The 24,876-nt window shown below is 47.5% G+C and carries 28 protein-coding genes; 17 read left to right on the top strand and 11 right to left on the bottom strand.

The features are described from left to right. Positions 1 to 17: 17 nt before the first annotated feature. The gene (brnQ, locus tag ACFQU8_RS11990; RefSeq protein ID WP_382360426.1) at positions 18 to 1,316 is read right to left on the bottom strand and encodes a branched-chain amino acid transport system II carrier protein; all 1,299 of its coding nucleotides are present in this window, start codon (positions 1,314 to 1,316) and stop codon (positions 18 to 20) included. A 386-nt stretch (positions 1,317 to 1,702) separates the two neighbouring features. Between brnQ and ACFQU8_RS11985 the strand changes: the two genes are divergently transcribed. Both ACFQU8_RS11985 and ACFQU8_RS11980 read left to right on the top strand, forming a co-directional pair. Beyond that, positions 1,703 to 1,864: a hypothetical protein gene (locus tag ACFQU8_RS11985; protein WP_382360423.1), complete on the top strand. Its 162-nt coding sequence runs from the start codon at positions 1,703 to 1,705 to the stop codon at positions 1,862 to 1,864. An 18-nt stretch (positions 1,865 to 1,882) separates the two neighbouring features. Next, positions 1,883 to 3,778: a cation:proton antiporter gene (locus ACFQU8_RS11980; RefSeq protein ID WP_382360420.1), complete on the top strand. Its 1,896-nt coding sequence runs from the start codon at positions 1,883 to 1,885 to the stop codon at positions 3,776 to 3,778. Between the two features lie 74 nt (positions 3,779 to 3,852). Here ACFQU8_RS11980 and ACFQU8_RS11975 read toward each other — a convergent pair whose 3' ends face one another. Together ACFQU8_RS11975 and ACFQU8_RS11970 are read right to left on the bottom strand one after the other, a co-directional pair. After that, positions 3,853 to 4,032 (bottom strand): SE1832 family protein, encoded by a 180-nt coding sequence (locus tag ACFQU8_RS11975; RefSeq protein WP_382360417.1) that lies wholly within the window; start codon positions 4,030 to 4,032, stop codon positions 3,853 to 3,855. A gap of 81 nt (positions 4,033 to 4,113) precedes the next feature. Continuing rightward, positions 4,114 to 5,196 (bottom strand): AI-2E family transporter, encoded by a 1,083-nt coding sequence (locus ACFQU8_RS11970; protein ID WP_382360577.1) that lies wholly within the window; start codon positions 5,194 to 5,196, stop codon positions 4,114 to 4,116. Positions 5,197 to 5,623: 427 nt separating this feature from the next. Between ACFQU8_RS11970 and ACFQU8_RS11965 the strand changes: the two genes are divergently transcribed. The 5 genes from ACFQU8_RS11965 to ACFQU8_RS11945 all read left to right on the top strand — a co-directional run bounded on the left by ACFQU8_RS11965 (position 5,624) and on the right by ACFQU8_RS11945 (position 8,078). Beyond that, positions 5,624 to 6,424, top strand: a complete 801-nt coding sequence (locus tag ACFQU8_RS11965; protein WP_382360414.1) for a TerC family protein — start codon at positions 5,624 to 5,626, stop codon at positions 6,422 to 6,424. Beyond that, positions 6,425 to 6,781 carry a DUF488 domain-containing protein gene (locus ACFQU8_RS11960; protein WP_382360411.1) on the top strand — a complete coding sequence of 119 codons (357 nt, stop codon included), beginning with the start codon at positions 6,425 to 6,427 and terminating at the stop codon, positions 6,779 to 6,781. It begins immediately after the preceding gene. Between the two features lie 62 nt (positions 6,782 to 6,843). Next, entirely contained in the window at positions 6,844 to 7,284 is a 441-nt protein-coding gene (locus ACFQU8_RS11955; RefSeq protein ID WP_382360408.1) for an OsmC family protein, read from the top strand. Between the two features lie 327 nt (positions 7,285 to 7,611). Then, a complete protein-coding gene (locus tag ACFQU8_RS11950; protein WP_382360405.1) occupies positions 7,612 to 7,857 on the top strand; it encodes a hypothetical protein in 246 nt (81 codons plus the stop codon). Between the two features lie 26 nt (positions 7,858 to 7,883). Then, on the top strand, positions 7,884 to 8,078 hold the full coding sequence (locus tag ACFQU8_RS11945; protein ID WP_382360402.1) for a hypothetical protein: 195 nt from the start codon (positions 7,884 to 7,886) through the stop codon (positions 8,076 to 8,078). Positions 8,079 to 8,109: 31 nt separating this feature from the next. On the opposite strand, the gene ligD is transcribed toward ACFQU8_RS11945, so the two are convergent. Beyond that, a complete protein-coding gene (gene ligD / locus ACFQU8_RS11940) occupies positions 8,110 to 9,288 on the bottom strand; it encodes a DNA ligase D (RefSeq protein ID WP_382360399.1) in 1,179 nt (392 codons plus the stop codon). Continuing rightward, positions 9,285 to 10,004: an ATP-dependent DNA ligase gene (locus ACFQU8_RS11935; RefSeq protein WP_382360396.1), complete on the bottom strand. Its 720-nt coding sequence runs from the start codon at positions 10,002 to 10,004 to the stop codon at positions 9,285 to 9,287. The genes ligD and ACFQU8_RS11935 overlap by 4 nt, the downstream gene beginning before the upstream one ends. Between ACFQU8_RS11935 and ku the strand changes: the two genes are divergently transcribed. Both ku and ACFQU8_RS11925 read left to right on the top strand, forming a co-directional pair. After that, positions 9,999 to 10,835, top strand: a complete 837-nt coding sequence (ku, locus tag ACFQU8_RS11930; protein WP_382360393.1) for a non-homologous end joining protein Ku — start codon at positions 9,999 to 10,001, stop codon at positions 10,833 to 10,835. The two genes, ACFQU8_RS11935 and ku, sit on opposite strands and share 6 nt — an antisense overlap. Positions 10,836 to 11,014: 179 nt before the next feature. Further along, complete coding sequence (locus tag ACFQU8_RS11925) at positions 11,015 to 12,037, top strand: acyltransferase family protein (protein ID WP_382360390.1); 1,023 nt, start codon at positions 11,015 to 11,017, stop codon at positions 12,035 to 12,037. 123 nt (positions 12,038 to 12,160) lie between these two features. Here ACFQU8_RS11925 and ACFQU8_RS11920 read toward each other — a convergent pair whose 3' ends face one another. Next, positions 12,161 to 13,510, bottom strand: a complete 1,350-nt coding sequence (locus ACFQU8_RS11920) for a YjiH family protein (RefSeq protein ID WP_382360387.1) — start codon at positions 13,508 to 13,510, stop codon at positions 12,161 to 12,163. Between the two features lie 284 nt (positions 13,511 to 13,794). On the opposite strand from ACFQU8_RS11920, the gene ACFQU8_RS11915 reads away from it, so the two are divergent. From ACFQU8_RS11915 to ACFQU8_RS11900, 4 genes are all read left to right on the top strand, one after another. Then, a complete protein-coding gene (locus ACFQU8_RS11915; protein ID WP_382360384.1) occupies positions 13,795 to 14,103 on the top strand; it encodes a phasin family protein in 309 nt (102 codons plus the stop codon). Between the two features lie 125 nt (positions 14,104 to 14,228). Further along, entirely contained in the window at positions 14,229 to 14,357 is a 129-nt protein-coding gene (locus ACFQU8_RS11910; RefSeq protein ID WP_382360381.1) for a hypothetical protein, read from the top strand. Positions 14,358 to 14,486: 129 nt separating this feature from the next. Next, positions 14,487 to 14,792, top strand: coding sequence for a YwdI family protein (locus tag ACFQU8_RS11905; protein WP_382360378.1), 306 nt, complete (start codon positions 14,487 to 14,489; stop codon positions 14,790 to 14,792). Positions 14,793 to 14,821: 29 nt separating this feature from the next. Further along, entirely contained in the window at positions 14,822 to 15,190 is a 369-nt protein-coding gene (locus ACFQU8_RS11900) for a DUF423 domain-containing protein (protein WP_382360375.1), read from the top strand. 31 nt (positions 15,191 to 15,221) lie between these two features. Here ACFQU8_RS11900 and ACFQU8_RS11895 read toward each other — a convergent pair whose 3' ends face one another. The 3 genes from ACFQU8_RS11895 to hemQ form a co-directional block, all read right to left on the bottom strand. Beyond that, positions 15,222 to 15,473: a hypothetical protein gene (locus tag ACFQU8_RS11895; RefSeq protein WP_382360372.1), complete on the bottom strand. Its 252-nt coding sequence runs from the start codon at positions 15,471 to 15,473 to the stop codon at positions 15,222 to 15,224. A gap of 147 nt (positions 15,474 to 15,620) precedes the next feature. Further along, positions 15,621 to 16,112, bottom strand: coding sequence for a spore coat protein GerQ (gene gerQ / locus ACFQU8_RS11890; RefSeq protein ID WP_382360574.1), 492 nt, complete (start codon positions 16,110 to 16,112; stop codon positions 15,621 to 15,623). A 640-nt stretch (positions 16,113 to 16,752) separates the two neighbouring features. Next, positions 16,753 to 17,493 (bottom strand): hydrogen peroxide-dependent heme synthase, encoded by a 741-nt coding sequence (hemQ, locus tag ACFQU8_RS11885; protein WP_382360369.1) that lies wholly within the window; start codon positions 17,491 to 17,493, stop codon positions 16,753 to 16,755. 252 nt (positions 17,494 to 17,745) lie between these two features. On the opposite strand from hemQ, the gene pta reads away from it, so the two are divergent. Further along, positions 17,746 to 18,714 (top strand): phosphate acetyltransferase, encoded by a 969-nt coding sequence (gene pta / locus ACFQU8_RS11880; protein WP_382360366.1) that lies wholly within the window; start codon positions 17,746 to 17,748, stop codon positions 18,712 to 18,714. 347 nt (positions 18,715 to 19,061) lie between these two features. Here pta and ACFQU8_RS11875 read toward each other — a convergent pair whose 3' ends face one another. Next, positions 19,062 to 19,913: a lipoate--protein ligase family protein gene (locus ACFQU8_RS11875; RefSeq protein ID WP_382360363.1), complete on the bottom strand. Its 852-nt coding sequence runs from the start codon at positions 19,911 to 19,913 to the stop codon at positions 19,062 to 19,064. Between the two features lie 88 nt (positions 19,914 to 20,001). Here ACFQU8_RS11875 and ACFQU8_RS11870 point away from each other — a divergent pair, with 88 nt between their 5' ends. The 3 genes from ACFQU8_RS11870 to ACFQU8_RS11860 all read left to right on the top strand — a co-directional run bounded on the left by ACFQU8_RS11870 (position 20,002) and on the right by ACFQU8_RS11860 (position 22,411). Continuing rightward, positions 20,002 to 21,330: an HD domain-containing protein gene (locus tag ACFQU8_RS11870; protein ID WP_382360360.1), complete on the top strand. Its 1,329-nt coding sequence runs from the start codon at positions 20,002 to 20,004 to the stop codon at positions 21,328 to 21,330. Next, positions 21,320 to 21,820 (top strand): YwgA family protein, encoded by a 501-nt coding sequence (locus ACFQU8_RS11865; protein ID WP_382360357.1) that lies wholly within the window; start codon positions 21,320 to 21,322, stop codon positions 21,818 to 21,820. The genes ACFQU8_RS11870 and ACFQU8_RS11865 overlap by 11 nt, the downstream gene beginning before the upstream one ends. A gap of 69 nt (positions 21,821 to 21,889) precedes the next feature. Continuing rightward, the gene (locus ACFQU8_RS11860) at positions 21,890 to 22,411 is read left to right on the top strand and encodes a YwhD family protein (protein ID WP_382360354.1); all 522 of its coding nucleotides are present in this window, start codon (positions 21,890 to 21,892) and stop codon (positions 22,409 to 22,411) included. 184 nt (positions 22,412 to 22,595) lie between these two features. Here the strand turns inward: ACFQU8_RS11860 and ACFQU8_RS11855 are convergent, their stop codons facing one another. Continuing rightward, positions 22,596 to 24,656, bottom strand: a complete 2,061-nt coding sequence (locus ACFQU8_RS11855) for a transglycosylase domain-containing protein (protein ID WP_382360351.1) — start codon at positions 24,654 to 24,656, stop codon at positions 22,596 to 22,598. Positions 24,657 to 24,876 lie beyond the last annotated feature (220 nt).

Here is a 24,876-nt window from a genome sequence, read left to right as displayed (position 1 = left end):
GCTGTCAGTCACCAGCCTTAACGTGCGTGGGACGCTTTCGTTTTATTTTTAAAGATATAGCCAATCAAGCCGCCAATAATGGCCGGGAACAGCCAGCCAAGACCAATGGAGGAGAAGGGCAGTTTTTCCATAATGGCCGCAATCTCGGGCATGTTAACGCCAAATTCATTGAGCCCATCATAGAGAGCAGCAATCGCTGTCAGCAGAATGGCACCGCGATAAACTGTTCTGTAGCCGCCGAAAAACTTGTGCAAAAACGTCAGGATAATCAGCACGATGGCAATTGGATAAATAAACGTAAGCACCGGTACCGATACACCGACAATGGTGTTCAGGCCCTGATTGGCAATCACATAGCTGCCAATGGTGATAACGCTGATAATCCAGCGGTACGAAATGCCTGTCAGCTTATTAAAGAATTGCCCGCAGGCGACGACAAGACCGACTGATGTCGAAAAACAGGCAAGAGCGACGATCAGACCGAGTATCAGAGCACCGAAACTGCCAAAGATGCCTTCTGCGGCACTTGATAGAATGTCCCCGCCATTGGTGAAGTCACCCGCATCACCCATTCTGGTGCCGATCCAGCCAATGGATGTGTAAACGACTGCAAGGGCGATGCCTGCAACAGAGCCAGTCTTAAGAGTCGCTTTCATCAGACCTTTTCGGGTGGAGATGCCGCGGTCTTTAAATGCATTCACAACGATAATCCCAAAAGCAAGGGCCGCAATGGCATCCATCGTCAGATAGCCTTCCGCAAATCCGTTGAAAAAGGGAGCAGTTGCATAGTCTGCACTCGGCGGTCCTGCTGCTGTCTGATCCAAAAGCAGAAATCCACCAATGCAGATTACGATCAGGGCAAGCAGCAAGATTGGTGTCAGCCATTGGCCAATCCGATCGACAAGTTTCGACGGATTCATGCTGACAAGAAGAACTGCTATAAAGAAAATGGTCGTGAATATGAACAGCAAACCGCTTGTCCCAGCCGTAAATGGCTCAACCGTCATTTCAAATGCGACAGTTGAGGCACGCGGAATTCCGAAAAACGGGCCGATTGCCAGATAAACGACTGTTGTAAAGATCAGACCGAACAGCGGATGTACGTGATCGGCCAGTTCCCTGGCATCATTGCTGACAAAGGAAACCGCAGCAACCGCCACTACCGGCAGGCCGACTCCGGTTAAAATAAAACCGATGATGGCAGGCCAGAAAGATGTCCCTGCTTCAATGCCTAAGGTAGGCGGGTAGATCAAATTGCCAGCACCAAAAAATAAAGCAAACAGCATAAAACCGATGATGAGTGTATCTTTTTTCATAAAGGCGTACTCCTCTCGCTGGTTATTAACAAAAAAAGGTAAATTGTAAGAAAATTAAAGTTTAAAATATTTAGAAATGGGATTAGAGCAAACGTAGTTTAACAAAACGTGACGAAATATGTCAATTTATTTTAAACATTTACGTTTGTTCGGGTTATAATTGTTATGCCGGTTTTAAAATTAAATTGTTTACAATTAGATTCAGCACATTTAGAATGACCTTATCACTTAGAAATGAACGGGCAGCAACAATCCTGTGCTCATGGTATTGCGTTATAGTGTGAGCGATAAAGGGGAGCGGGCTGCCCATTACTATGTGTTTTTTTAGTCCTCTGCCATGCCGTCATGCAGGTGTTGCTACGCACCTCTGACAATTTCGATGCAACTTGTATTCTATCAAGAGAAGCCGGGCTGAGCAGCAGCTTCCAGTTGCCGCACCGGTGCCAGACACGTCCAGGCATCGAAAATTTTTCTCTTTTGTGTACCAAATGCTTGTACCTGCATATACAACACTGGATTGGTATATGTGGCATATGAACGATAAATGATTTAAAGGGGGGAAGCGTATGCTGCCATCTCTTTTATTTGAAGTTATGCTGATCGGTCTTTTAGGAGTAGGTTCGCAATGGATAGCCTGGCGGTACCGGATGCCGGCTATTGTTGTTATGTCGATCGTGGGGCTGCTTGCCGGACCGATTCTGGGATTTATGAATCCGGAAAAAGATTTTGGTGAACTGTATAACCCGATTATATCCGTAGCTGTTGCGATCATTTTATTTGAAGGCAGTTTGAACTTAAGTTTTAAGGAAATCCGGGGTCTGGGCCGTCCCGTTTTTCGCATTGCCACCATTGGTGTGTTTCTGGGCTGGGTCCTTGGATCACTGACGGCGCATTATGTCATTGGTTTAAGCTGGGCTGCCGCATTTGTTATCGGCGCGTTGTTTATTGTGACAGGCCCGACAGTCATTATGCCGCTTCTGCGTCAGTCCAAATTGCAGCCGCGTCCGGCGAAGATTCTGAAATGGGAAGGGATCATTGTCGATCCGCTCGGCGCCCTTCTAGCCGTTTTTGCATTTGAAATCATTGCCTTTTTAACAGCCAGCAATCCCGACGGTTCAGCCTTGCTCATATTTTTAGCGGCGTCTGTATTTGCGGCTGTAATGGGCTGGGCATGTGGTCTGGGGATAGGCTGGATGTTTGAAGTTGGCTATATCCCGGAATTTCTCAAATCACCTGCTGTCTTTATTATTGTCATTGCCTGTTTCACATTTGCCGATGAAATCGCGCACGAAACAGGGCTGCTTGCGGTGACAGCCATGGGCGTTACACTTGCCAACATGAACATCAGCTCAATTGACGACATGCGCCATTTTAAGGAAAATATTTCGTTACTGCTCATTTCGGCCATTTTTATTATGGTGACGGCTTCACTGCAGCTGGATACACTGCTGGAAGTATTTGATCCGAGTATTTTGGGTTATGTTTTATTAATGATGTTTATCGTCAGGCCATTGTCTATTTTTCTGTCGACGATTGGAACAGTCCTCTCCCTGAATGAAAAACTATTGCTGGGGTGGGTTGCACCGAGGGGGATTGTGGCTCTGACCGTTTCCAGCTACTTTGCGTCGATTTTAAGTCAGGCGGGCTACGCTGATGCGTCGCTGATTACGACGATCACGTTTGCGCTTGTGTTTTCGACGGTTGTTGCCAATGGTTTCTCAATTGGCTGGCTTGCCAAGAAGCTGAATCTGTCGAAGGAAGGCAGACCCGGTACACTGATTGTGGGCAGCAACAGTTTCACAGTGAACCTGGCTAAATCACTGCAGAAGGCAAAATCCCCCGTTATGGTGGTCGATTCATCGTGGAAAAATCTGCGAAAGGCCCGTGAAGCAGGCGTTCCCTTTTATCACGGGGAGATGTTATCGGAGCAGACTGAATACAATTTGGATACAATCCCTTATGATTATCTGATTGCTGCTTCGGAGTATGATGCTTATAATGCGCTTCTCTGTACAACGTTCATGCCGGAGTACGGGCGGACGAACGTGTTTAAAGTCAGGCCTTACCGCCGGAATATGAACGACACAGGCGATATGGTCAGAAAAGTCGGCGGACGCTTCCTGTTTAAACAGGAGCTGACACTGGAGGACTTAAACCAGAGAATCCGGGAAAATTATATTTTACGGCAAACGACACTTACAAGCCGGTACAACTATAAGCAATATTTGCAGGATAAAGCTGAAGAGACCATAAGACTGTACGTGATCAAACGATCAGGCCGGGTGCGCTATTTTTCAGAGGAAACACGGATTACACCGGAAGTCGGCGACGTTCTTGTCAGCCTGACACCGCCGGTTAAGGAGATCAACAAAATTAAAAAACGCCTGGAAAATCAGCGGAACAATGGCAACGGCAAAAGCCAGCCAAACGGCGAGCGTGGTGGCGTTGATCAAAGCAGTTAGCTAGCAGGGCCGGATCTTAATGAACCTATTAAAAAGAACCAGGGTGAGCCTTCATTGGCTTCCCCTGGTTCTTTTTAATCCAGCTGCTCCAATTGCTGGTTCAGCTTGGCGACGCGTTCCTCAATTTCAATCAACTTGTTCTCACCGGTTGATGTGTCCACACCAAATGAGGTTGCTTTTTCCACGTCACCCTGAATTCTTGCATAATCCGATTTCAGCTCGGCTAATTCCGCTTCGATTTGTCCTTTGGTCACACTGATCACTCCCTGCTCTTTAGTTTACTGAAAATGGCGTGTGAAAACAAGGATGCCTCAAGATTTATGGTCGCTGCGGCATCACAAGAGAGCAGCGTCTTCATCCTCATGCTCATCCTGATAAGTCTCGTAGAAATGACTGATGATTGTCTTGGCCACTGTATAGACAGGAATGACAAACAGCATCCCGAGCAGTCCAGCAATACTGCCTGCAGCCAGCACGAGTGTAATAACGGTTAATGGGTGCAGGTGCAGCACTTTGCCGATGACATTCGGCGATATCAGGTTGCTTTCAATTTGCTGGGCAACAAGCATGACAAGCGCTACCCAAATTGGCATGAGCGGGTCCTGAAAAAGCCCGACAAGCATGCCAGGGACAACCCCGATATAGGCCCCGAGAAATGGGATGACACTGAGAATCATCCCGAACAGAGCCAGTGTCAGAGCATACTTAAGACCGATCAGCACATAGCCGATATACAGCATAACACCTATACAAAAGGCAACAACTAATTGCCCCATAATATAGGACGTTAATGTTTCATCAATCTTATGCAACAGTGCACGCAGATTAGCTGCCTTCTTCTTTTTAAGAAACTGTGTGATAAACGGGACAAATTTCTCGCCGTCTTTCAGCATGAAAAACAGGAAAAAAGGAATCAGAACAACGGCAAATAGAATGCCGATAAACTCACTGATAAAGCCAAAAATGAATGACATCGCTGACTCGATATAGGTTTGCAGGTTTGATGTCACGTTATCAATGGTATCGTTTATCCCCGGAGGAATGACGTTCTGGTTTGCTTGTACATAATTGACGAGATCCTGAACGGCCGCAACCATGGCTGGTATGTTATTGACCAGATTATTGAACTGGGTTTGGAGAATAGGCATAAGATAGCGTGCAACGATATACAGCAGGAGCAGCAGCAATACAAAGACAAGCAATATTGCAACGATACGGTTTAGTTTCATTTTTTCCAATAAATGCATGACCGGCCGGGTTATATAAAATAGGAGACCTGCTCCGATCACCGGCAGAGCGACAGCGCCGACATATGTAAAAATGGGTTCGAAAATAAAATCAGCGGCTGATACTAATAATAAAAGCAGGAAACCAAGAATCAGGACGATTAATGCTTGGAACCAGCGTTTGTTGATCATGATAATCACATCTCTCTGTTAATTTATGTCAATGTCTATTGTAACGGCTCGGGCACTTAATAGAAAGGTATTTTGTCAGGTTAGCCGACAAACGATTCATTTAAACATTGTTGCCAGTGTCTATCGAGACATAATACGGGAAAAGCGGGCAGAATTTCTGGCTGCGACTGGTTGACAAATTGTGCAATAGACGGTTTAATAGAATGTAATAAGAATTGTTTCTGAAGGGGAGTAGCTGCACAATACAAGTCGTCAATACGAGATCGTCTATCTCCGGCTTGATTGGCAACGAACGTTGTTAGCGAGACCTTTACCATGCTGGTAAGGGTCTTTTTTTGGTCCTTGCCTATGGGCGGGGCTATTTTTTATGGGTTTTGGCAGCCGGCAATGGGTCCCGCCCCCAACCATACCACGAGGGGGAAAATCAGTGGAAACGTCATTAGTGATCGAGTATTTATGGGTCCTGGTTGTCCTGATTGGTCTGGAAGGGCTGCTTGCTGCTGATAACGCATTGGTTCTGGCCATTATGGTTAAGCACCTTTCGCCAAAAGATCGGAAAAAGGCTTTGTTCTACGGACTTGCCGGGGCATTTGTCCTGCGGTTTGGTTCCTTGTATATTATTTCGTTTCTTGTCGATGTCTGGGAGATACAAGCCTTGGGTGCTATCTATCTGCTTGTTATTTCCGGCAAAAATTTATATGATGTATGGACAGGTCGTGCAGGTACTGATGAAACGGACGTCAAACCGGCCAAAAATGGGAGTGGTTTTTGGCTGACGGTTGTTAAAATTGAGTTTGCGGATCTGGCATTTGCTGTCGATTCGATTTTGGCTGCTGTGGCTCTTGCGGTGGCTTTGCCGGAGACCTCATGGCCGCAGATCGGCAGTCTTGACGGGGCACAATTTGCCGTTGTGTTCGCCGGCGGGATGATTGGTCTGATTATTATGCGGTTTGCCGCGAACCTGTTTGTGGATTTGTTAAACAAACGGCCTGGTCTGGAAATTGCCGCATTTGTGATTGTAGGCTGGGTTGGTGTGAAGTTATCGGTGCTGGTGCTGGCTCATGAGGAGATTGGGCTGATACCGCACGCATTTCCGCAGTCAGCAGTCTGGAAGCTTATCTTTTATACGGTGCTGGTTGCGACTGCCGTTATCGGCTGGTTCTCTTCGGGGCAGAAGACGTCAGAACCGCCGCAGCAGACCTTTTCTGAACAAAGGGGTGATGACTAGATGGCTGTAAGGCTAAAACGTATTTATGATCAGGCAGAGCAGGATGATGGTCTTCGTGTTTTGGTTGACCGGGTCTGGCCAAGAGGCGTGGCCAAAGATAAAGCGCAGCTGGATCATTGGCTAAAAAGTATTGGGCCGTCCAAAGAATTGCGCCAATGGTTCGGGCATGATCCGGAAAAATACATGACATTTAAAGAGCGCTATGAGAATGAACTGAAGGAAGGAAGTCAGCATGAAGCGTGGGAGCAGCTGAAAGACCTGGCTGATGGGACGAAACAGCTGACTTTGCTGTTTGCCTCCAAGGATGAGGAACATAATCAGGCCAGAGTGCTCAAGGAGCTGTTGGACAAGTCTTAACAGGACGATAACGGAGCAGCTCTTGCGGCACTGGCCGCAATATTTTAACCTGAGGTGATTGTATGGCACAGCATCATTTTCATTTGCAGGCAGACTGGCCGGGCGGGCGAGACAGTACGGGTCAGATTGATGCCGGCAACCTGAAGACCTCCATTTCGATTCCGCCGGAGATGGATGGACCTGGCGTCGGGACGAATCCGGATGAGATGCTTTTGGGGGCTGCTGCGACGTGTTACGTTATTACACTGGCAGCGATGATTGAACGCGCGGAGCTCCCGCTTAAAGAGATGTCGCTGGATTCAGAAGGCATTGTCGACGTTACCAATGGTGTCATGACGTATGACAAAATTATTCACAGACCTTATGCAGCCCTCAAGGATGGTGCCGGCGATGCGGATTACCAGAAGCTGCATAAACTGGTTGAAAAAGCTGAATCAAGCTGTATGATTTCCCGTGCCATCAAGGGCAATGTCGCTATCGAACTGCAGCCGACGATTCAATAAGACTCAATGCAGCGTTCACAGTGTTTAGCAGACATGAGCACATGACCGCTGCGGGAAAATGCTGGGCTTTCCGGGGGCAGCTGGCAAGCCTCCTCGGCCTGTCGGCCTGCGGGGTCTTGCCTATGCCTTTGCTCCCCCAGGAGTCTTCGCATTTTCCCTTCGCTTTATTTAGTGACTAAATTCAGATAATTAGCTTGGGAGGCAGTCTCAGGCTTTTTTAGTGTGCTGTGGTATTTTTGTCTGAAATATTAATGTGGCCGTGCTTATTATGTTACGATGAAAGGAGTTGAAGGATCGGAATGATAGGAGGGCTGAGCATGCCTGTTTGTGACAACTGCGGATCCAGCTGGACGTGGGGGGCAGACATTTAAAAAGTCTTTCACACTGGATACGGGTATGGTTTGTCCATATTGTGGTGAGAAGCAATACGTGACACAGCGTTCCCGGAAGAAAAACGCATTGTATGCTTTTATAGCACCTGTCTTGCTGCTGCTTATTCTGTTCATTCTGATTTATTTAGGTGTTTATCCCAATTTAGTCGAATTATCTAATGAAGAGGAGCTTCCTTTTTAAATCTTCTTCTGATTGAGAGGTGCATGATGCTGAATATCAAAACGATTGACCGGGCTTTATTAGCGGGTCTTGCGGCTGGAATTGCTGCGTTTATAATGGCGTTTTTCTTTCCGGATACGAGTAAATTCATATCTATCATTATCGGTGCGCTGGCAGCGTGCGCCGGCTATATGATTGGTGATAAATTGTTTGCAGGAGACGATCAGACCAAGGGACGTTAGCTGCCATTCAGGAAAATCGCACTGATAACGTCTACTTCCTGATCAGACTTAAAACGTTAGCCAGCACCTGTGCGTCACCTGCTGCAAAGTATCCTGCAAACGGACAGCCAATGGTTTGTACGCGTTCAACTGCATTATCAATCTGGAACTCATCAGGTCTCAAATCATCTGTGAGCTCCTCCCAGAAAAGAGGCGCGGCAACTGTGGCATCTTCGCGTTTTCTCGGTGAGTAGGGCGCAACGATGGTTTTGCCTTCCGCGTGCTGCAGGTAATCGATATACAGCCGCCCGCCACGCTTAGCCTTTAACCGCTCTGTTGTAAATAAATCCGGATAGCTGTTTTCCAGCGTCCAGGCCACCGCCTGCGTCAGAACACCTGTCTCCTCATAAGTCAAACTGTCAGACGGCAGAGGAATATGCACCTGCAAGCCTTTCCCGCCCGATGTTTTCAAAAACGACACAAGCTGCAGATCATCCAATACCTGCTTTAATAAACGCGCTGCTTGGATGGCAAGGGTAAATTGCTCACGTCCAGGCGGGTCCAGATCAAATACAATTTCACGCGGTTTAACCTGATCCGCTGTCTGAAATGGAATGTGATATTCCAGCGCGCCCTGATTAGCGAGCCATATAAGCGCGTCTGTCGTATTGCAGACAAAACGTTTGTCCCCATCGTGTGTGATCCCTTTGAGAAAGTCCGGTGCGTCGTCAGGCCGGCTTTTTTGAAAAAAAGATTCACCCTGAACGCCGTCCGGACAACGGATGATTGTCAGCAGACGTTCACGAAGAAACGGCAGCATATAAGGCGCGATGTTTCGCATATACACCAGCAAGTCACCTTTCGCCAGGTCCGCACGCGGCCAAAATGCTTTCGCGGTATGCGTGACGTCAACTGCTTCTGGAAACATAGCCAGATCGAGCTGTGCCTGATGCCATGTGCATGAGGAAGCTGATTTCTCCGGTGTGAGACGGCGGAAATGCGGCTCTCGCAGCTCACCGCTGAGTAAATCCAATGTATGTATCGACGCACAGACTGCCGGCGGGAGCTCATAGCCCTCAGCGACCTGTCTTCCCTTTGTCCGGAATACGTCTTTTAGCGTACGCCATGTTTCCTCATCCAGTCCGTGTTTCACTTTTCCCAGTTCGACAATTTCCCCATTTTTATAAACAGCTGCGGTGACATAATCATTTTCCGGGTTGAAACGGGTCAAAAATGCCGCAATGGTTCGCCAATTTTTGATTTTAAACCAATCATGATGTTTTTCCCAGGCTGATACAGGCTATCACGCTGTTTGGCGACCAGTCCCTCACCCTTAGACGTCACAAGAGTCTGCCACAGGGCATGCGCATCCGTCGTGCAAGCAATATATTGCAGACGCTCTCCCAGCTGGTTCGTGTTGCCAAAAACCAGGGCCAGCTCGTGTTTACGCTGGGCAAATGGCTGGCCTTGACGTGAACTGCCGGCAGACGCCAAAAGATCAAACACCATAAAGCTCGCTGGATGCGCGGCAGCCTGTTCGTTAATCTTTTCTGTGTCCTGCAAGCGGCTGCGTTTCTGTATTAGCGCAAAGTTGGCCTGGTATGTGTGATTTAAGATAGCTAGTTCGCCGTCCAGTTCCAGAGGCAAATACGATTGGACGTGCGATTGCTCGGACCGGCACGCGTCAATAATCTCTGGGAATTTGCCACTTAAATCAGTTCCGTTGCGGCTGGTCAGCTGAACTGAATCATTTGTCCAGGTCAAAACACAGCGGAAACCATCATATTTCACTTCGTAAACCCAGGTCTCTCCGGAAGGTATCGTTTCACACATAATCGGCTGCATTAATGTCACGTTAAACACCTCTATGGGTAATTTGCCCTGAAGCTGGATAAATACACGTTCCAGAAGCCAAACTAACCGCCCAAAGGAGGATTTGCTATGCATACGATGTGGAAAGGGACCATCAGTTTCGGACTCGTGAATATCCCGGTGAAAATGCATGCGGCAACGGAAAATAAAGATATTCGGCTGCGTAATCTGCATAAAGAATGCCGAACTCCGATTAAATACGAGAAAGTATGCCCGAATTGTGATCGTGAAGTGACCAATGATGAGATCGTTAAAGCCTATGAATATGCCAAGAATAAATTTGTCGTGCTTGATGATGACGAACTGGCCGAACTCAAGAAAGAGCAGGCCGATAAGGCTGTGCAGATCATGGATTTTGTTGACATGGAAGAAATTGATCCGATCTATTTTGAGAAAAGCTACTATCTGTCGCCCAATGAGGGCGGGGCAAAATCCTATGGTCTGCTGCGGGAAGCGCTCGAGGATTCCGGTAAAATTGGCATTGCCAAGATCATGATCCGCTCCAAAGAACAGCTGGCGGTTATCCGGATTTATCAGAACACGCTTGTGGTGGAGACGATCCATTATCCGGATGAAGTCCGCGATGTGAAGGATGTGCCAAACGTGCCAGCTGAAAGCAATAATGACGCTAAGGAATTGGAAACAGCGAAGTTGCTGGTTGATGAGCTCTCGGCCGAATTTGATCCGGACAAATATCATGATACGTATCGGGAGGCTCTCATGGAGCTGATCGAAGCGAAAAAAGAAGGGGAAGAGGTCACGACAGCCGAAGATAAAGCCAAGCCGGATAATGTCACCAACTTAATGGATGCTCTGGAGAAATCGGTAGAACGTGCTCAAAAAGATGATGAGCCGCAGCCCAAACGAAAAATTGCACCTAAAGAAAAGAAAAAAATGGCGAAATAGCTTGTGTTTATAACGGATTTTTTTATGTCAGACGTGGCAAAATCAAAGCAAATTTATCATTCCAGTTACAAATGCTAACAACCTGATGAAATCAGTGCTCAGCGGTCGTAAGAATAAGTTAAAAGAGATATAGTGGAGAGTGACATCATAGGAATTTTGCATGTAAAGGGATGAGAAAAATGGCTAAAAGGGAAAGAAATCCGTATTTTGACAATGCCAGACTGGTCCTGATTTTTCTGGTCGTGTTTGGCCACCTTATTCAGCCATTCACGAGTGAATCCTCGGGTGTCAACACACTTTATCTCTGGATTTATACATTTCACATGCCGGCATTCATATTTTTGGCCGGTTTTTTTGCGAAAGGATCAGGATCCATCCGTGACATTATAAAATTAGCTAAAAAATTACTGGTGCCTTACTTGATTTTCCAGGTTATCTATACAGGGTATTACTTTTTGATTGGCAAAGATGGCTGGGAATTTGAGATGTTTTATCCGCACTGGGCTTTATGGTTTTTATTCAGTTTATTCAGCTGGCATATGCTTTTGATCGCGTTTAAACGAGTGCCTGCTGCTATGGGGCTGGCCATAACGGTTGGCATCGGGCTGATTGTCGGTTACTTTGGCGACATCGGACATTCATTCAGCCTCTCACGCACGTTTGTCTTTTTCCCATTTTTCCTGCTGGGGTACTTGGTGACGCAAAACCAGCTGGAATGGCTGAAACATATCCAGTTTAAAGCAGCTGCTGTTATTGTGATGCTTGCTGTTGCAGTTGGCATTTACTATGCGCCGGATTTTAATACAGGCTGGCTGCTCGCATCCAAGTCCTACAGCAGTCTGGGACTTCCGGAATATGGTATTATCGCAAGACTGCTTGTCTATGTCACATCGTTTGCGATGGCCGCAAGCTTTTTGGCGTGGATGCCACAGAAACACTATCCGCTGACGGTGTTTGGGACGCAAACCATTTATGTTTATTTATTGCATGGCTTTTTCGTGCAGTTTTTCCGGCAGGCGGATTTGTTTGCTGTGAATCATTTGGTCGATGTGCTGGGGCTGGCTGTTCTGGCAGCGCTCATTGTCTTCGCTCTCTCCAGCAGGCCGGTGCGCAGTATTTGGCAGCCGTTTGTTGAAGCAAAGGTCTCCATCCTGAAAGAAAAATTAAAACACCATGGGCGAAGAAGACGTATCAGTGCGTGAGACAACGGGGAACAGCGGACTGGTGAGCCGCCTTGGGGTCTCATCTATGTCTCTGTTCCTCGCAGGAGTCCTTAGAGTCGATAACCTAAGCTGGGTTACCACCATTGTGAGGCCGCGGGTTATTTAAAAGATCATGTGTGCAATCAGTGTAATGATCGGCAGCGTAATAAGGGTCCGCAGCAAAAAGATAATTACGAGATCCTTCATCGATACCGGAACTTTGGAGCCAAGCAAAAGTCCGCCGACTTCGGACAAGTAAACTAATTGTGTGACAGACAGCGCGCCGACAATAAACCGGGTGATTTCCGCTTTGATTGAGGCACCGATAACCGCGGGCAGGAACATATCCGTAAACCCGACTAACATCGTTTCGGACGCTTCTTTGGCGTAAGGCACCTGCATTAACTCCAAGAGCGGAATGAATGGCATGCCAAGCCAGCTGAACACAGGTGTATATTCCGCGAGAACCAGAGCGATCATTCCGAACGCCATGACAATTGGGGCAACCCCCATCCACATATCCAGGACATTCTGGCTGCCCTGTTTAAAAAACTGATAGATGCTTGTTTCCTGACGGGCTCTGTCTACCGCTTTTTTGTAGCCAAACGTTAAGCTGTTGTAGCCTTCCGGAATTTGTTCATTAATACCTGTTGAGGACGTATTAATATATGTGTCGTCTTTCCAGGACAGCGGCGGGATCCGCGGCATGATCAGGGCTGCGACAAATCCGGCGGCAATGACCGTCAAATAAAACGGCACAAACATGTGACCAAGGCCGACTTCACTGATGACGACCAGTGTAAATGTAATCGATACGAGTGAAAACGTCGTCCCGATAACGGCTGCCTCGCGTTTTGTGTAGTGGCCATCTTCATACTGCTTGCTTGTCATCAAAACGCCGATCGTCCCGTCGCCTACCCATGATGCAAGCGCATCAATCGAGGAGCGGCCGGGCAGTTTGAACAGTGGACGCATAATCTTGGTCATCAGGGTGCCGAAGAAATCCAAAAGGCCGTAATTCATCAGCAGCGGTAAAAACAAACCGGCAAATAAAAAGACGGCAAACAGGGTATGCAGCAAACTACCGAGCAATTTCCCACCTGTGTCGGGACCGTAAATCGCTTCGGGCCCCAGCTGAAAATACACCATGACCGCAAAGATAGCAGCAGCAACCCGTGTGATTGTCCAAAACAGGCTTTCGTAAAACAGTTTATGGAAGAAAGGTGTCCTCGCAAAGGCATTCGGCCCCATGATTCTTGCAAAAACGGTGAGAACAGCCGTCAGCACAATAATCACCATCATAATAGCCGAAAGTTCGCCACTCAGCCAATCCTGCAGCCAATTTGCGAGAACAGCAATGGGAATAGTCATCCCGTCCTCAGTGCTGACCGGTGTTATAAACATGAACACGCCAAGTAATGACGGAATAATAAATCGGAGGCGATCACCTATCGTATATGCGTTCTTCCCCATTGTTCCCCCTCCTCGATGTTCGTCTTTTTTCTATTATAAACGAATACAAGACCCTTGACTAGACAAAACATGACACGATTTTCGGCATTTTTTGAATTGTGAAGCATAAAGCCCAGACTGTATGGTTCTTGTAGAAAGTTTAACAGCATACGTTTAAATGGAGACAATAGCGGGAAAATACCTGTAAAGGATTATCCGTCACTGAGTACTGATCGGATGCCTGGTGATTTATTCATTGCAATCGTATGCTTGTTTAAAATCAATACGCCTAAGGAGTGGTGACGATGAGCGATTTCTTAAAAAAGGGCTTTTTACTTGGATTAGGAGCAGCTGTCTCCGGCAAAGAAAAAGTGACTAATAAACTGGACGAAATGGTGGAAAAAAATGAGCTGACTCAGGAGCAGGCAAGAAGTTTTATGCGTGACATTATTGATAAAGGTGAAACGAAAACGGATGAATGGAGCAGCAAGCAGTTTGAGCAGACGCAGCATATGGCGAAAGATCTCGGGATCGCAACGCAAGAAGAAGTCAATGAACTGCGGACACGCCTTGCTGACTTAGAGCGGCAGACGCAGACTGATAAGGAACACTGAAGCGGCTGAGGATTTTGGCGATAATCCGCAGATTTTGCTAATTTGCACGATTTTCTTGATTCCTTGGATGACGGGACGTATAATGTAAATAATTAAGCGTCATCACAGGGGGAGTGCTAAGCGTTATGGAAAGCTTTTCACAGTTTAGAACAGAGACGGAAGAGCAGCTTGGACGAAGGCTCGATGATCAGGAAACGGCTTTTCTGTGCTGGGTTTATAAACGCTATAAAGCGGAAAAAACGATGTCGCATTAATCTGTGATAGATGAGGGTGAACGGAAAGTCTTGGCACAAACCAAGGCTTTTTGTATGTGGTAAATAAAGGTGTGTTACACTGGGATGGCATTGGACAAGTGGTCATCAAGGCAAAAAGGAGACGTTAGCATGGCAGTGGAAACCAGAACGATTCTGCAGAAAATCCAGCGTGAGTTAACAAGTGCTCAGCAGACAATCGCTGATGAAAAAACGATGAAAAAGCACCTTGAAAGCATTCAGGTGCTCTCGGAATTATTGCTGGACGAGACGCCTGAATCATCTTCATCCGCATCACCTGCAGCATCCAGCCGCGATGTGAACACGGCAGAGGTGAAAGCGATGATGGGCAATCAATCCTCTGAATCCAAGTCCCAGCGTACCACTGCCCCCGACGATCATGATGGTGCGAATGGCGATTCTCTATTTGATTTTTAAATGAAAACGGACGCGAAAGGAGAGTTAAGATGAAATTATTCCTTGTTATTGGTGCTATTAATGGCTTTATAGCTGTGGCACTCGGTGCATTTGGCGCCCATGGGCTGGAAGGGCGTTTATCGGAAAAGGCCCTGGCGACTTGGGAAAAAGCGGTAAACTATCAAATGTTTCACACGATGGCGCTGCTTGTTACAGGGCTCGTTTTCGCTAAGATTCAAAGCATGGGCTTATTATGGGCTGGCTGGCTGTTTTTAATAGGTATCATTCTATTTTCCGGCAGCCTGTACCTTTATTCCACCACCGGGGTCAAAACGTTTGCGATGGTTACACCAATTGGCGGTGTCGCCTTTTTGGCCGCCTGGGCACTGCTTGGGTATGCGGTCGTGAAGTATTTATAAAGGGTGAAGTGGCACCCCATTGTTGATATGTTTACAGCCGGAAGAAAAGTGCCGTTATCAGCAGCACGAGCACTCCGGCTTTAATGAATTGTTTGATGCCTTCAGGGGTTTTATTGATATGGAGGTAGAAGAGGCCTTCACTCAGGATGCTGAATGCCAGCAAAAATAAACAGAACAGGATCATAACAGGGTAGCCCTTGAAAATAGCAATGGGACCAATGATCCCAGCAAGGGCCAAGCTTATCATTTCCATGCGTCTGTCATTTTCATATGGATTTCGCATACTGATTCCCCTTTACGGGTCAAAATCTAAAAGCGCCCGTTCAGCTGCGGGCGCTTCACCTGATGTCAGGCCATCACCGCCAGACCGGCTATAATGACTTATGCTCTATGGCGTCATGCTGAGTCCGGCGCGGCTGCTATACGTTCGTTACGTTTCCCTAGCGGTGCCTGGCGTCATTTGCGAAAGGTTGCTGTAAGGATATTGGTAATTCAGCACTTCATCAAATGTGACATAATCAAGATAGACCATAAGCAGTAAGTAGCGTTTCCCTGTATCCTGGTCACTTAGAATGATATGGTCACGTCCTGCCGCTTCAATCTGTCCGCGGAACACTTTAGCGTTCCATTCCTCATTGTTTTCAAATGTCATATATACGGTTGCTGTTTTTCCATAGTTCATACGTAAAATATTTTCGATGTATGATTGTTCCATTGGCATCTGATTACCCTGACTTTGCTGCGGCGGGCTCACCGGTGTTTGCTGCTGCTGTGGGTATTGCTGCTGGTATTGAGGCATCTGTTGTTGGTACTGCGGCATTTGCTGCTGATATTGAGGCATCTGTTGTTGGTACTGCGGCATTTGCTGCTGGTACTGAGAATACTGCTGATACTGCGGCATTTGCTGCTGATATTGAGGCATCTGTTGTTGGTACTGCGGCATTTGCTGCTGATACTGAGAATACTGCTGGTACTGCGGCATTTGTTGCTGATATTGCGGATACTGCTGGTATGGCATCATTTGCTGCGGATACTGAGGATATTGCTGGCACGGTGTCATCTGCTGCGGATATTGCGGATACGATGGCATTTGTTGCTGGTGTTGCGGGTATTGCTGGTATGATGGCGTCTGCTGCTGATATTTAGAATGCTGCTGATATTTAGAATGCTGCTGGTATTGCGGTTGCTGCGCTTGCTGCTGGTAATGAGCGGAATAGTTCGGCTGTGCCGGCTGCGTTGACTTCGAGCTGGACGGATAGGTCTGATGGGACTGTGATGTCTGATACTTGTTGTTATTATCTTTCTCACTCATCAAAAAACCTCCTCTATTTTAAATGAATCACCCTTAAGCGTTTGCTGCACTTCAAATGTTTTAGTAACTAACCCTCCACTTCTTTCAGCTTTTGTTCGGCTCCGCTAACTATATATATGAGGGGCAGACATAAATGATGACAGAAGTGCAGAAAAAGTAGGCTGACGTGCGTTCAGCATCCTAAGAGGAGTTCTGAGCAAAAAAAGAGACCAGCTTATCACCGGTCTCGTACAAGGTACATTCAGGTTTTTTAAACACTTAAATAAGTATCAATCGCATCTTTTGTTAAACGATTGCCGACGAAAAATTCACCGAATTCACCATAAAGGGCGGTTACGTCATCGAAGCGCATTTGATAAACGAGTTTTTTCAGCTGCAGTGCGTCATGAGCGAACAGGGTGACGCCCCACTCCCAGTCATCGAATCCGATGGAACCGGTAATGAACTGTTTGATCACACCTGCATACTGCCGACCGGTTTTCGAATGCTCATACATCAGTCGTGCACGCTCTTTGAAGTCAAGCGCGTACCAGTTTTCATTGCCTGATCGACGTTTATTCATCGGATAGAAGCACATGTGCTCCCATTTCGGCAAAATGGGATAGAGCCGTTCCCGTACTTTGGGATCTTCAGGTGAGTTCGTCCCGCTGTACTGTGACATTTCGATAACGGACACGTATGAATAGGCCGGGAGCAGGAACTCAGCAAATTTAGATTTGTTGAACGCTGTTTCAAGATCAGTGAGTTCATTCATTGTTGGGCGCAGAAACATGAACATCAAGTCCGCTTTTTGGCCAACGACCTGGTAGAGCACGTGGCTGCCTTTTTCCGCAGCTTCTGTTTCTTCCCATTTTGTCAGCAGACTTTTGAATTCATTGATAGCTTCCTGGCGCTCGTCAGCAGAAGCCTTTTTCCAGGACGTCCAGTCAATTGTCCGCATGTCGTGAAGTGCATACCAGCCGTCAATTGTTGTAACTGCTTCAGCTGCCATAAACAATCTCTCCTTTTTGTGCTAAAATAGCAGGGGATTCAATCTTTGTGCAGCCGAGCTGCCGCAAAGTTCAAGCAACGATAAGACGTGCAGCCGGCTGTCTGGATATATGCTAACTATACCATATTTGGACTGTAATAAACATGGCGTGATAGGCTTGTCATCCTTCTGTCAATAATGGATGACGATCACGTGACAGCTAGTTACAGATCACGCTTTGTCACTTAATATCGCAAATGGAGGTGTTGTAAGATGAGTCAGCTTTTTGACCAGATAACGGACCAGTTAACGAATGCTGATCGAACGATCGTCTTTCCTGAGGGTGAGGATGAACGGATTCTGACAGCCGCCAGCCAGCTCGCTGCTGCCAATATCGTGACACCGGTTTTGCTTGGTGACGAACAGGCCATTCAGCAAAAGGCCCAGGCGGCTGATGTCGATGTGTCTGTATGCCGCATCATCAATCCGCGTGCGTATGCCGCATTTGACGAGATGGTTAAGGCGTTTGTCGAGCGCCGCAAGGGTAAGGTAACCGATACTGAAGCGCGGGAGATGCTTTTGGACGCGAATTATTTCGGTACCATGCTCGTTTATTTGAATAAAGCAGATGGCCTTGTCAGCGGTGCGGTTCATTCGACAGCTGAAACGGTCAGACCAGCACTGCAGATCATCAAAACAAAACCAGGCGTGAACAAGACATCCGGTGCATTTATCATGGTGCGCCAGAATGAAAAATATGTATTTGCCGACTGTGCGATTAACACAAGTCTTGACAGCCAGGACTTAGCAGAAATTGCTGTAGAAAGTGCGAAGACCGGCGAATTGTTCGGAATTGACCCAAGGGTTGCTATGCTCAGCTTTTCTACGAAAGGCTCTGCCCAATCCGAAGAAACAGAAAAAGTCGTCGATGCACTTGAGGCAGCTAAGGCTAAGGACCCCGAGCTCGTAATCGATGGTGAATTCCAGTTTGATGCCGCGTTTGTTCCGAGTGTGGCTTCCAAAAAAGCACCTGATGCAACGATCAAAGGTGATGCCAATGTCTTTGTTTTTCCGAGTCTCGAAGCCGGCAATATCGGTTACAAGATTGCGCAGCGTCTTGGGGAATTCGATGCCGTCGGTCCGATTCTGCAGGGGCTGAATCAACCCGTTAATGATCTGTCCCGCGGCTGCAGCGCCGAAGATGTCTACAATTTGGCTTTAATCACGGCTGCCCAGGCATGAATAAGGTGAGCGGCTGGGACAAAACGAAAGCGAATACCTCAAGCGTCGAACGATGCTCCGATTCAGCGGAGGAAAAGACGGAGACTCCTGCGGGAGCAAAGGATAGGTGAGACCCCGGAGCGCGCCAGCGCTTCGGAGGCTCACCAGCCGCCCGCGGAGAAGATGTCTTTCTCCGGAGCGGTTCAGTCACGCAAGTGGTTCGTACTTTTATCCCAGCCTCTTTTAAATGGGGATCGAATTGATCATGGTGCGGTGAAAATCGCGCGAGCAGCAGCAAATATCGCGCGAGCATAGCACCGAATCGCGCGAGGTGAAGCAATCCGGCTCAGTCAAAGGATCAGTGCGGCTCACTGCATCGCCGCTACGTCTTCGTTTCGCTTCATCATTTGTTTATACCGCTTCTCAAACTGCGTGAGCTCCTCTTCGGAAATATCATCTGTTACAACCTGTTCGCTCACTTCGTCTAACACATGCAGGACGCGCCGTTTAATGTCGCCGACGCGCAAATCCCTGCCGAGCAGCTGCGACAATGAGGCCATCACGGAAGGATCGATATCCGGGTAGGTAAAACGTGTTGCTTCGTCTTTTCCTGCCGCGTCATAAAAATCCCGCACAAGCTTCGCGCGTTCCTGACTGCTGCCTTCTACATCCAGATAAATCTGGACCGACGCGCCATTTTTGACTCGGCGCTGGGAAATACCGGCGAATTTCCGTCCGTTAATACTCAGATCATAATCGCCGGGGCAATAGGAACGGGCAATTTCATAAGCTTCGATCTCGTCCGTTAAATCAGCCAGTACATAACGGATGAAGCTTACCATGGCTTCATAGCAGTCATAGATGGAGATGTGCCGGACATCCGGTAGGACGAGTGATATGTTCAGAACACCGGCGTCCAGTGCCACAGCCAGGCCGCCGGAATTACGAACGACAGCCGGATACCCGCGCTTATGCAGCAGATGAATGCCTTTTTCCAGATAAGGCAGTTTTGTATCGGTAATGCCGAGAACGATTGTATCCGGATGCACCCAAAGCCGGAGGGCCGGCACCTTTTCTTTGCTTCCGGGAAACAATGCCAGGGCATCATCGACAGCAAATGAGGTCAGTGCGGTATACGCTATATCATGGAAATAATTTTTTTCTGTGTGGTCGAAGAGGCGAAACTGACTGTGTGTGACCACATCCCGCCAATTTTTCATAAATGTCACCTTTACTTAAGTCTTTTATCTCTAGCATAACTCATATATAATAGATTATAACATTGTCGAGCAGGAACGGGTGGAATGAATGCCGTATAAAGACGAGCAATTACATGAAGAAAAAGTATTTAAAGATCCGGTGCACCGGTATGTGCATGTCCAGGACCGCGTGATCTGGGATCTGATTGCCACACCGGAATTTCAGCGGCTGCGGCGCATTAAGCAGCTGGGAACGTCTTACTTAACGTTCCATGGTGCTGAGCACAGCCGGTTCAGCCATTCACTTGGCGTTTATGAGATTGTCCGGCGTATTATCGGCAATTTCACAGACCGCGAGCACTGGGATAATGGGGAGCGTCTGCTCTGTCTCTGTGCAGCTCTTCTGCATGATTTGGGGCACGGGCCGTTTTCGCACTCGTTTGAGAAAGTTTTTAAACTGGATCACGAATATTTTACCCAGCAAATTATTCGCGGTGATACACAGGTGCACACCATTCTTGAACAGGCTGAGCCAGGTTTTGCGCAGAAGGTTGCGGATGTGATTGACAAGACGTATGAAGATCAGCTGGTTGTCAGCCTGATTTCCAGTCAGATCGATGCTGACCGGATGGATTATTTGCAGCGTGATGCTTATTTTACGGGCGTAAGCTATGGTCACTTCGATATGGAGCGGATTCTGCGCGTGATGCGCCCGAGAGAGGATCAGGCAGTGATCAAATACACGGGCATGCATGCGGTGGAGGACTACATCATGAGCCGCTATCAGATGTACTGGCAAGTTTATTTTCACCCGGTCACGAGAAGTGCGGAAGTCATTTTGTCCAAGATTCTTCACCGCGCCAAGTATTTGTATGAGAACCAGTATACATTTAAACTCGAGCCATTTCATTTTGTCGCGTTTTTTAATGAACGTCCGACGTTGGACGATTATTTAAAGCTTGATGAAGCCGTTGTGTTTTATTACTTTCATTTGTGGCAGGAAGAAGACGATGCGGTACTGCGCGATCTGTGCGAACGGTTTATGAACCGGCGGCTGTTTAAATACATTGAATTTAATCCGAACCAGCAAATGAAGGATTATCAGGAATTGTACAGACTGTTTCAGGAGACGGGTATTGATCCTGATTATTACCTTGTGGTTGATTCCTCTTCGGACCTGCCGTATGACTTTTACCGTCCGGGTGAAGAGGAAGAGCGTCTGCCGATTAATCTGCTGATGTCGGATGGCAGTTTGAGAGAACTGTCGCGGCAGTCGGATATTGTTGATGCGATTTCCGGGAAAAAACGGACCGATCATAAGCTGTATTTTCCGGAAGATGATTTGCGCTCCCTTGACGATGGTCCGGTCAAACAGCGAATTATGGAACTTTTACACCTTGATGAGCCATGGAAAGGAGCGAGGAACCATGCTGACTGATCATGCCAGATTGATGCAATTTTTTGCGGCGGCCAGTGCGGTCACCGGCCGAAAGAAACTGCAGAAAATGATCTATATCCTGCAAAAATGTGATGTGCCGTTTCAGGAAAAATATCAATTTCACTTTTATGGCCCTTATTCGGAGGAGCTTTCCCTCAGAGTTGAGGAATTATGCAATCTTGGATTTATTACGGAGGAAAAGCAGACGAAAAGCAGCTATGTTCAATATCATTATGAAATGACCGAAGACGGTGAAGCCTTTTTGCAGCAGTTTCCGGCGTCGATGCCGGATATGGCTGAGCCTATTGCTCAGTTGAAACAGCAAAGTTCGCGGTTTTTGGAGCTTGTCTCCACAATCCTTTATTTTGAAGGGCTGCCGGCGGATGAGGTCGCGGGCAAAGTGCATGCTGTTAAACCCAAACAAAACTACACGAATGACGAAATTAATGAAGCATTCCGCTTTATCCGTGAGATCAGGCCGCTGCAATAAGCTTTGGCCGAAAGGTGTTCACATGATATGCTGACATGTGAACCAACATTTAACAGGAGGGTTCTTGCCATGTCAGATCAATCGTCCGACCAGAATAAGAACAATCAGTTTACGATTATAAAAGACGATCCGAATGATGGACACGAAGGTTACGGCATCGGTTCCATCAGTCTGGAGAATATGTCCTCAGTGATTGTAGACCCGAATGAGGATAAAGCCTATGTCGATATGGAGGCTATGCATGCGCGCAGTGCCGTGGAGCGCCGTGTTAAATTCCAGAGTGACCCTGAGGCTGTTGAGAATGGCAAGTTATACTGGATTGTCTGGGTTACCACTGATAATGGTGAAAACGGGGCCTATTTTGCTGGTGTCGGTTCCAGTCATTTAATTGTGGATCGCTCGATTAAGCGTGCGTACAAGTCGATGCCAGAACATGTTAAACATATGGAGGATTCATTGAAAGGAAAAATTTCCATTGACAATATGGATGAGCATTCCAAAAAGCTGCTGAAGGATTTTTTGGCTGATTTTGAAGGCGGCGACATGTGGAAAAATTCCTCTGATGAATTAAAAAATGCTCTGTCGGAATAATCCGGCGAGCTTTTTTTTACGGTGTTATTTTGTGAACATTTTATGACTTATTTTTGAACAATAATGGAATGCCTTGTGCTCCATGCGGCGTATTTGTAAAATATGGATACATGGACGATACATGTATTACTAGGACTTAAAAAGGGCTGATCCCGATAAGATGGATCAGCCCTTTTTAGAGCGCTTAAAACAGCCGGTCCCATAGGCGTTTCCATAACCCTGGTTCATCCGTATCTTCTGCAGCATCTCCGTTATGCTGTTTCTGATCATCAGGCATGTGGATTTGGCAGTATTCTTCCGGCGCGTTTCCTGCTTTAAAATACATGGTGCGGCTTGTGTCACAATAAGGCGTTGTGCGCTTGCCGGTTTCCGGGTCAATCGCGATCCCGACAACGTCCTCCGGCTTAGCAAATGCTTCTGCAGTGTCTCCTGTGTGCGCTTCTTCCATAAACGATGCCCAAATCTCTTTGGCATACGCATTTTCAGCTGTTCGGGTGATGGCCCGGTTATCATCGTACCCTATCCAGATGCCCGTGACGAGAGATGGACTGTAGCCAAGCATCCAGCTGTCTGATTCGGTTGTGCCGGATTTGCCGGCATAAGTCCGGCTGAGACGATCGGCAATGGAAGATCCGGTGACAGACATATACCCGTCAAGTGAGCGGTCGAACATGCCGGTCATCAGCTGTGTCAGCACAAAGGTCGTCTGCGGATCGAGCACAGGATCCTGTTTGCCGTCTTCGCGTTTGTAGATGGTGCGGCCGTCCCGATCGACAATTTTTCGGATAGCATGACTTTCAAGCTCATGTCCGCCGTTTGCGAGCATGCCATAACCCGTCACCATGTCGTCCACAGTGACGGCTGCTGTGCCAAGGGCGAGGGAAGGCACCTCACGCAATTTGCCGCTGATGCCGAACTGGCGGGCTGTTTTCACAAGCTGGTCTGTACCCAGATACAAGTTAGTCTTAACAGCATAAACATTATCCGACAGCGCCAGCGCCTGGGCAAGCGGGATGGGTTCATCGGCGTAATAGCCGTTATAATTACTGGGCTGATAAACCTCGCCATTTTCCAGCTTGAAGGACGTTGGTTTGCTCATCAGCGTGGTTGACGGGGTATAGCCGTGATTGAGTGCAGCGTAATAGAGAAACGGTTTAAAAGCAGATCCGGCCATTCGCTTAGCATGGGTGGCCCGGTTGAAGGGGCTCTTCGTATAATTCCGGCCGCCGATTAAAGCGCGAATCCCGCCTGTATCGGGATTGATGGTCATGGCGCCGATTTCGATATCACTTCCTGGCTGGATCTCCTGCTGACTGCTTTGTTTCAGCTGTGACTGGAGCCGGGTGTCAAGGGTTGTATGGATTGCCAGGCCGCTGGAGCGTACGTCTTCAGGATCCATATCGAGAATTTCAGCAGCTTCATTCAGAGCGGTATCCTGAAAATAAGGCGCAGCTGATACGGTTTCGCGTTCGCCGGGTTCGGTAAAGGCAAGATTTTCGCGTGCAGCCTGAGACTGTTCTTGTTCTGTAATGTTTCCCTGCGCAAGCATTGAATCCAGGATGTGCTCCTGACGGTCTTTGGCATTTTGCCGGTTGTTAAAGGGTGAGTAGTAGGCAGGTCCTTTAGGAATCCCGGCCATCATGGCTGATTCTGCCACGGTCAAATCACTCGCCGATTTGTTAAAAATGTGCTGACTGGCTGCCTCGGCCCCGTAAGCACCGTGCCCGTAGTAAATGGTGTTTAAATACCCTTCCAGCAGTTCATCCTTCGTATAAAACATTTCCAGCCGGATCGTATAAAACGCCTCTTTTACTTTTCGCCACCACGTTTTTTGGTGCGATAGAAATAAATTTCGGGCATATTGCTGGGTCAGTGTACTGGCACCTTCCTCAAGCGATAAATTTTTCAGATCAGTCATGATAGCACTGGCAATGCGTTTAAAATCAAAACCATGATGATCGTAAAAATGCTGATCTTCAACAGCGAGTGTGGCTTCAATCAGATGGGGGGACATCTGATCAAGTGCCACCCAGTGCCGGTTTTCCGAACCAGTTTCTTCGCCAATAACGGTATCGTCAAGACTGTAATAGACCGTATTTTGTTCATTGGCGAGTTTCGGCGCTCCCATGAGAAAACTGACAGCATAGACGCTCGCAAGAAACATCACCCCCAGCGCCAAAAAACCAATTGGAAGCAAGTAGAACAGCCGGTGTTTTTTCTTAAGTTTATGAAAAAGCGTTTTCATAAGTGGCAGCCCCGTTCGTGTAAGTCTTATGACAGTTGGTCACGTTTGTTTGGTAAACGCGTATCTAGTGGCATTATGGGGAAAAATACAGGAAATTAAACCTGTCATAGGATTACCGGACAGTATCTGAACGTTTAGCGGGATGAGAGCTCGCATATTCCTTCATTGCAATGCAGGCGGGTTTATCGCTATAATAGGGAATCATACCATGCAGGAGCGA

This window comes from Lentibacillus kimchii (assembly GCF_042666895.1).
Taxonomy (GTDB): Bacteria; Bacillota; Bacilli; order Bacillales; family Amphibacillaceae; genus Lentibacillus; species Lentibacillus kimchii.
Note: the sequence above shows the minus strand (reverse complement) of the source record. Positions and strands in the feature narration are given on the sequence as shown.

Excerpts from the sequence above, each read along its gene's own strand:
- gerQ (WP_382360574.1), bottom strand. The coding sequence starts at position 16,112 with ATGCCTCAATATCAGCAGCAAATGCCGCAGTATCAGCAGTATTCTCAG.
- ACFQU8_RS11955 (WP_382360408.1), top strand. The coding sequence starts at position 6,844 with ATGGCACAGCATCATTTTCATTTGCAGGCAGACTGGCCGGGCGGGCGA.
- ACFQU8_RS11960 (WP_382360411.1), top strand. The coding sequence starts at position 6,425 with ATGGCTGTAAGGCTAAAACGTATTTATGATCAGGCAGAGCAGGATGAT.
- ACFQU8_RS11980 (WP_382360420.1), top strand. The coding sequence starts at position 1,883 with ATGCTGCCATCTCTTTTATTTGAAGTTATGCTGATCGGTCTTTTAGGA.
- ACFQU8_RS11970 (WP_382360577.1), bottom strand. The coding sequence starts at position 5,196 with ATGATCAACAAACGCTGGTTCCAAGCATTAATCGTCCTGATTCTTGGT.
- ACFQU8_RS11855 (WP_382360351.1), bottom strand. The coding sequence starts at position 24,656 with ATGAAAACGCTTTTTCATAAACTTAAGAAAAAACACCGGCTGTTCTAC.
- ACFQU8_RS11925 (WP_382360390.1), top strand. The coding sequence starts at position 11,015 with ATGGCTAAAAGGGAAAGAAATCCGTATTTTGACAATGCCAGACTGGTC.
- ACFQU8_RS11915 (WP_382360384.1), top strand. The coding sequence starts at position 13,795 with ATGAGCGATTTCTTAAAAAAGGGCTTTTTACTTGGATTAGGAGCAGCT.
- ACFQU8_RS11860 (WP_382360354.1), top strand. The coding sequence starts at position 21,890 with ATGTCAGATCAATCGTCCGACCAGAATAAGAACAATCAGTTTACGATT.
- ACFQU8_RS11935 (WP_382360396.1), bottom strand. The coding sequence starts at position 10,004 with ATGCATAGCAAATCCTCCTTTGGGCGGTTAGTTTGGCTTCTGGAACGT.
- ACFQU8_RS11865 (WP_382360357.1), top strand. The coding sequence starts at position 21,320 with ATGCTGACTGATCATGCCAGATTGATGCAATTTTTTGCGGCGGCCAGT.
- hemQ (WP_382360369.1), bottom strand. The coding sequence starts at position 17,493 with ATGGCAGCTGAAGCAGTTACAACAATTGACGGCTGGTATGCACTTCAC.
- ACFQU8_RS11910 (WP_382360381.1), top strand. The coding sequence starts at position 14,229 with ATGGAAAGCTTTTCACAGTTTAGAACAGAGACGGAAGAGCAGCTTGGA.
- ACFQU8_RS11895 (WP_382360372.1), bottom strand. The coding sequence starts at position 15,473 with ATGCGAAATCCATATGAAAATGACAGACGCATGGAAATGATAAGCTTG.
- ACFQU8_RS11945 (WP_382360402.1), top strand. The coding sequence starts at position 7,884 with ATGCTGAATATCAAAACGATTGACCGGGCTTTATTAGCGGGTCTTGCG.
- ACFQU8_RS11870 (WP_382360360.1), top strand. The coding sequence starts at position 20,002 with ATGCCGTATAAAGACGAGCAATTACATGAAGAAAAAGTATTTAAAGAT.
- ACFQU8_RS11900 (WP_382360375.1), top strand. The coding sequence starts at position 14,822 with ATGAAATTATTCCTTGTTATTGGTGCTATTAATGGCTTTATAGCTGTG.
- ACFQU8_RS11875 (WP_382360363.1), bottom strand. The coding sequence starts at position 19,913 with ATGAAAAATTGGCGGGATGTGGTCACACACAGTCAGTTTCGCCTCTTC.
- brnQ (WP_382360426.1), bottom strand. The coding sequence starts at position 1,316 with ATGAAAAAAGATACACTCATCATCGGTTTTATGCTGTTTGCTTTATTT.
- ku (WP_382360393.1), top strand. The coding sequence starts at position 9,999 with ATGCATACGATGTGGAAAGGGACCATCAGTTTCGGACTCGTGAATATC.
- ACFQU8_RS11920 (WP_382360387.1), bottom strand. The coding sequence starts at position 13,510 with ATGGGGAAGAACGCATATACGATAGGTGATCGCCTCCGATTTATTATT.
- ACFQU8_RS11905 (WP_382360378.1), top strand. The coding sequence starts at position 14,487 with ATGGCAGTGGAAACCAGAACGATTCTGCAGAAAATCCAGCGTGAGTTA.
- pta (WP_382360366.1), top strand. The coding sequence starts at position 17,746 with ATGAGTCAGCTTTTTGACCAGATAACGGACCAGTTAACGAATGCTGAT.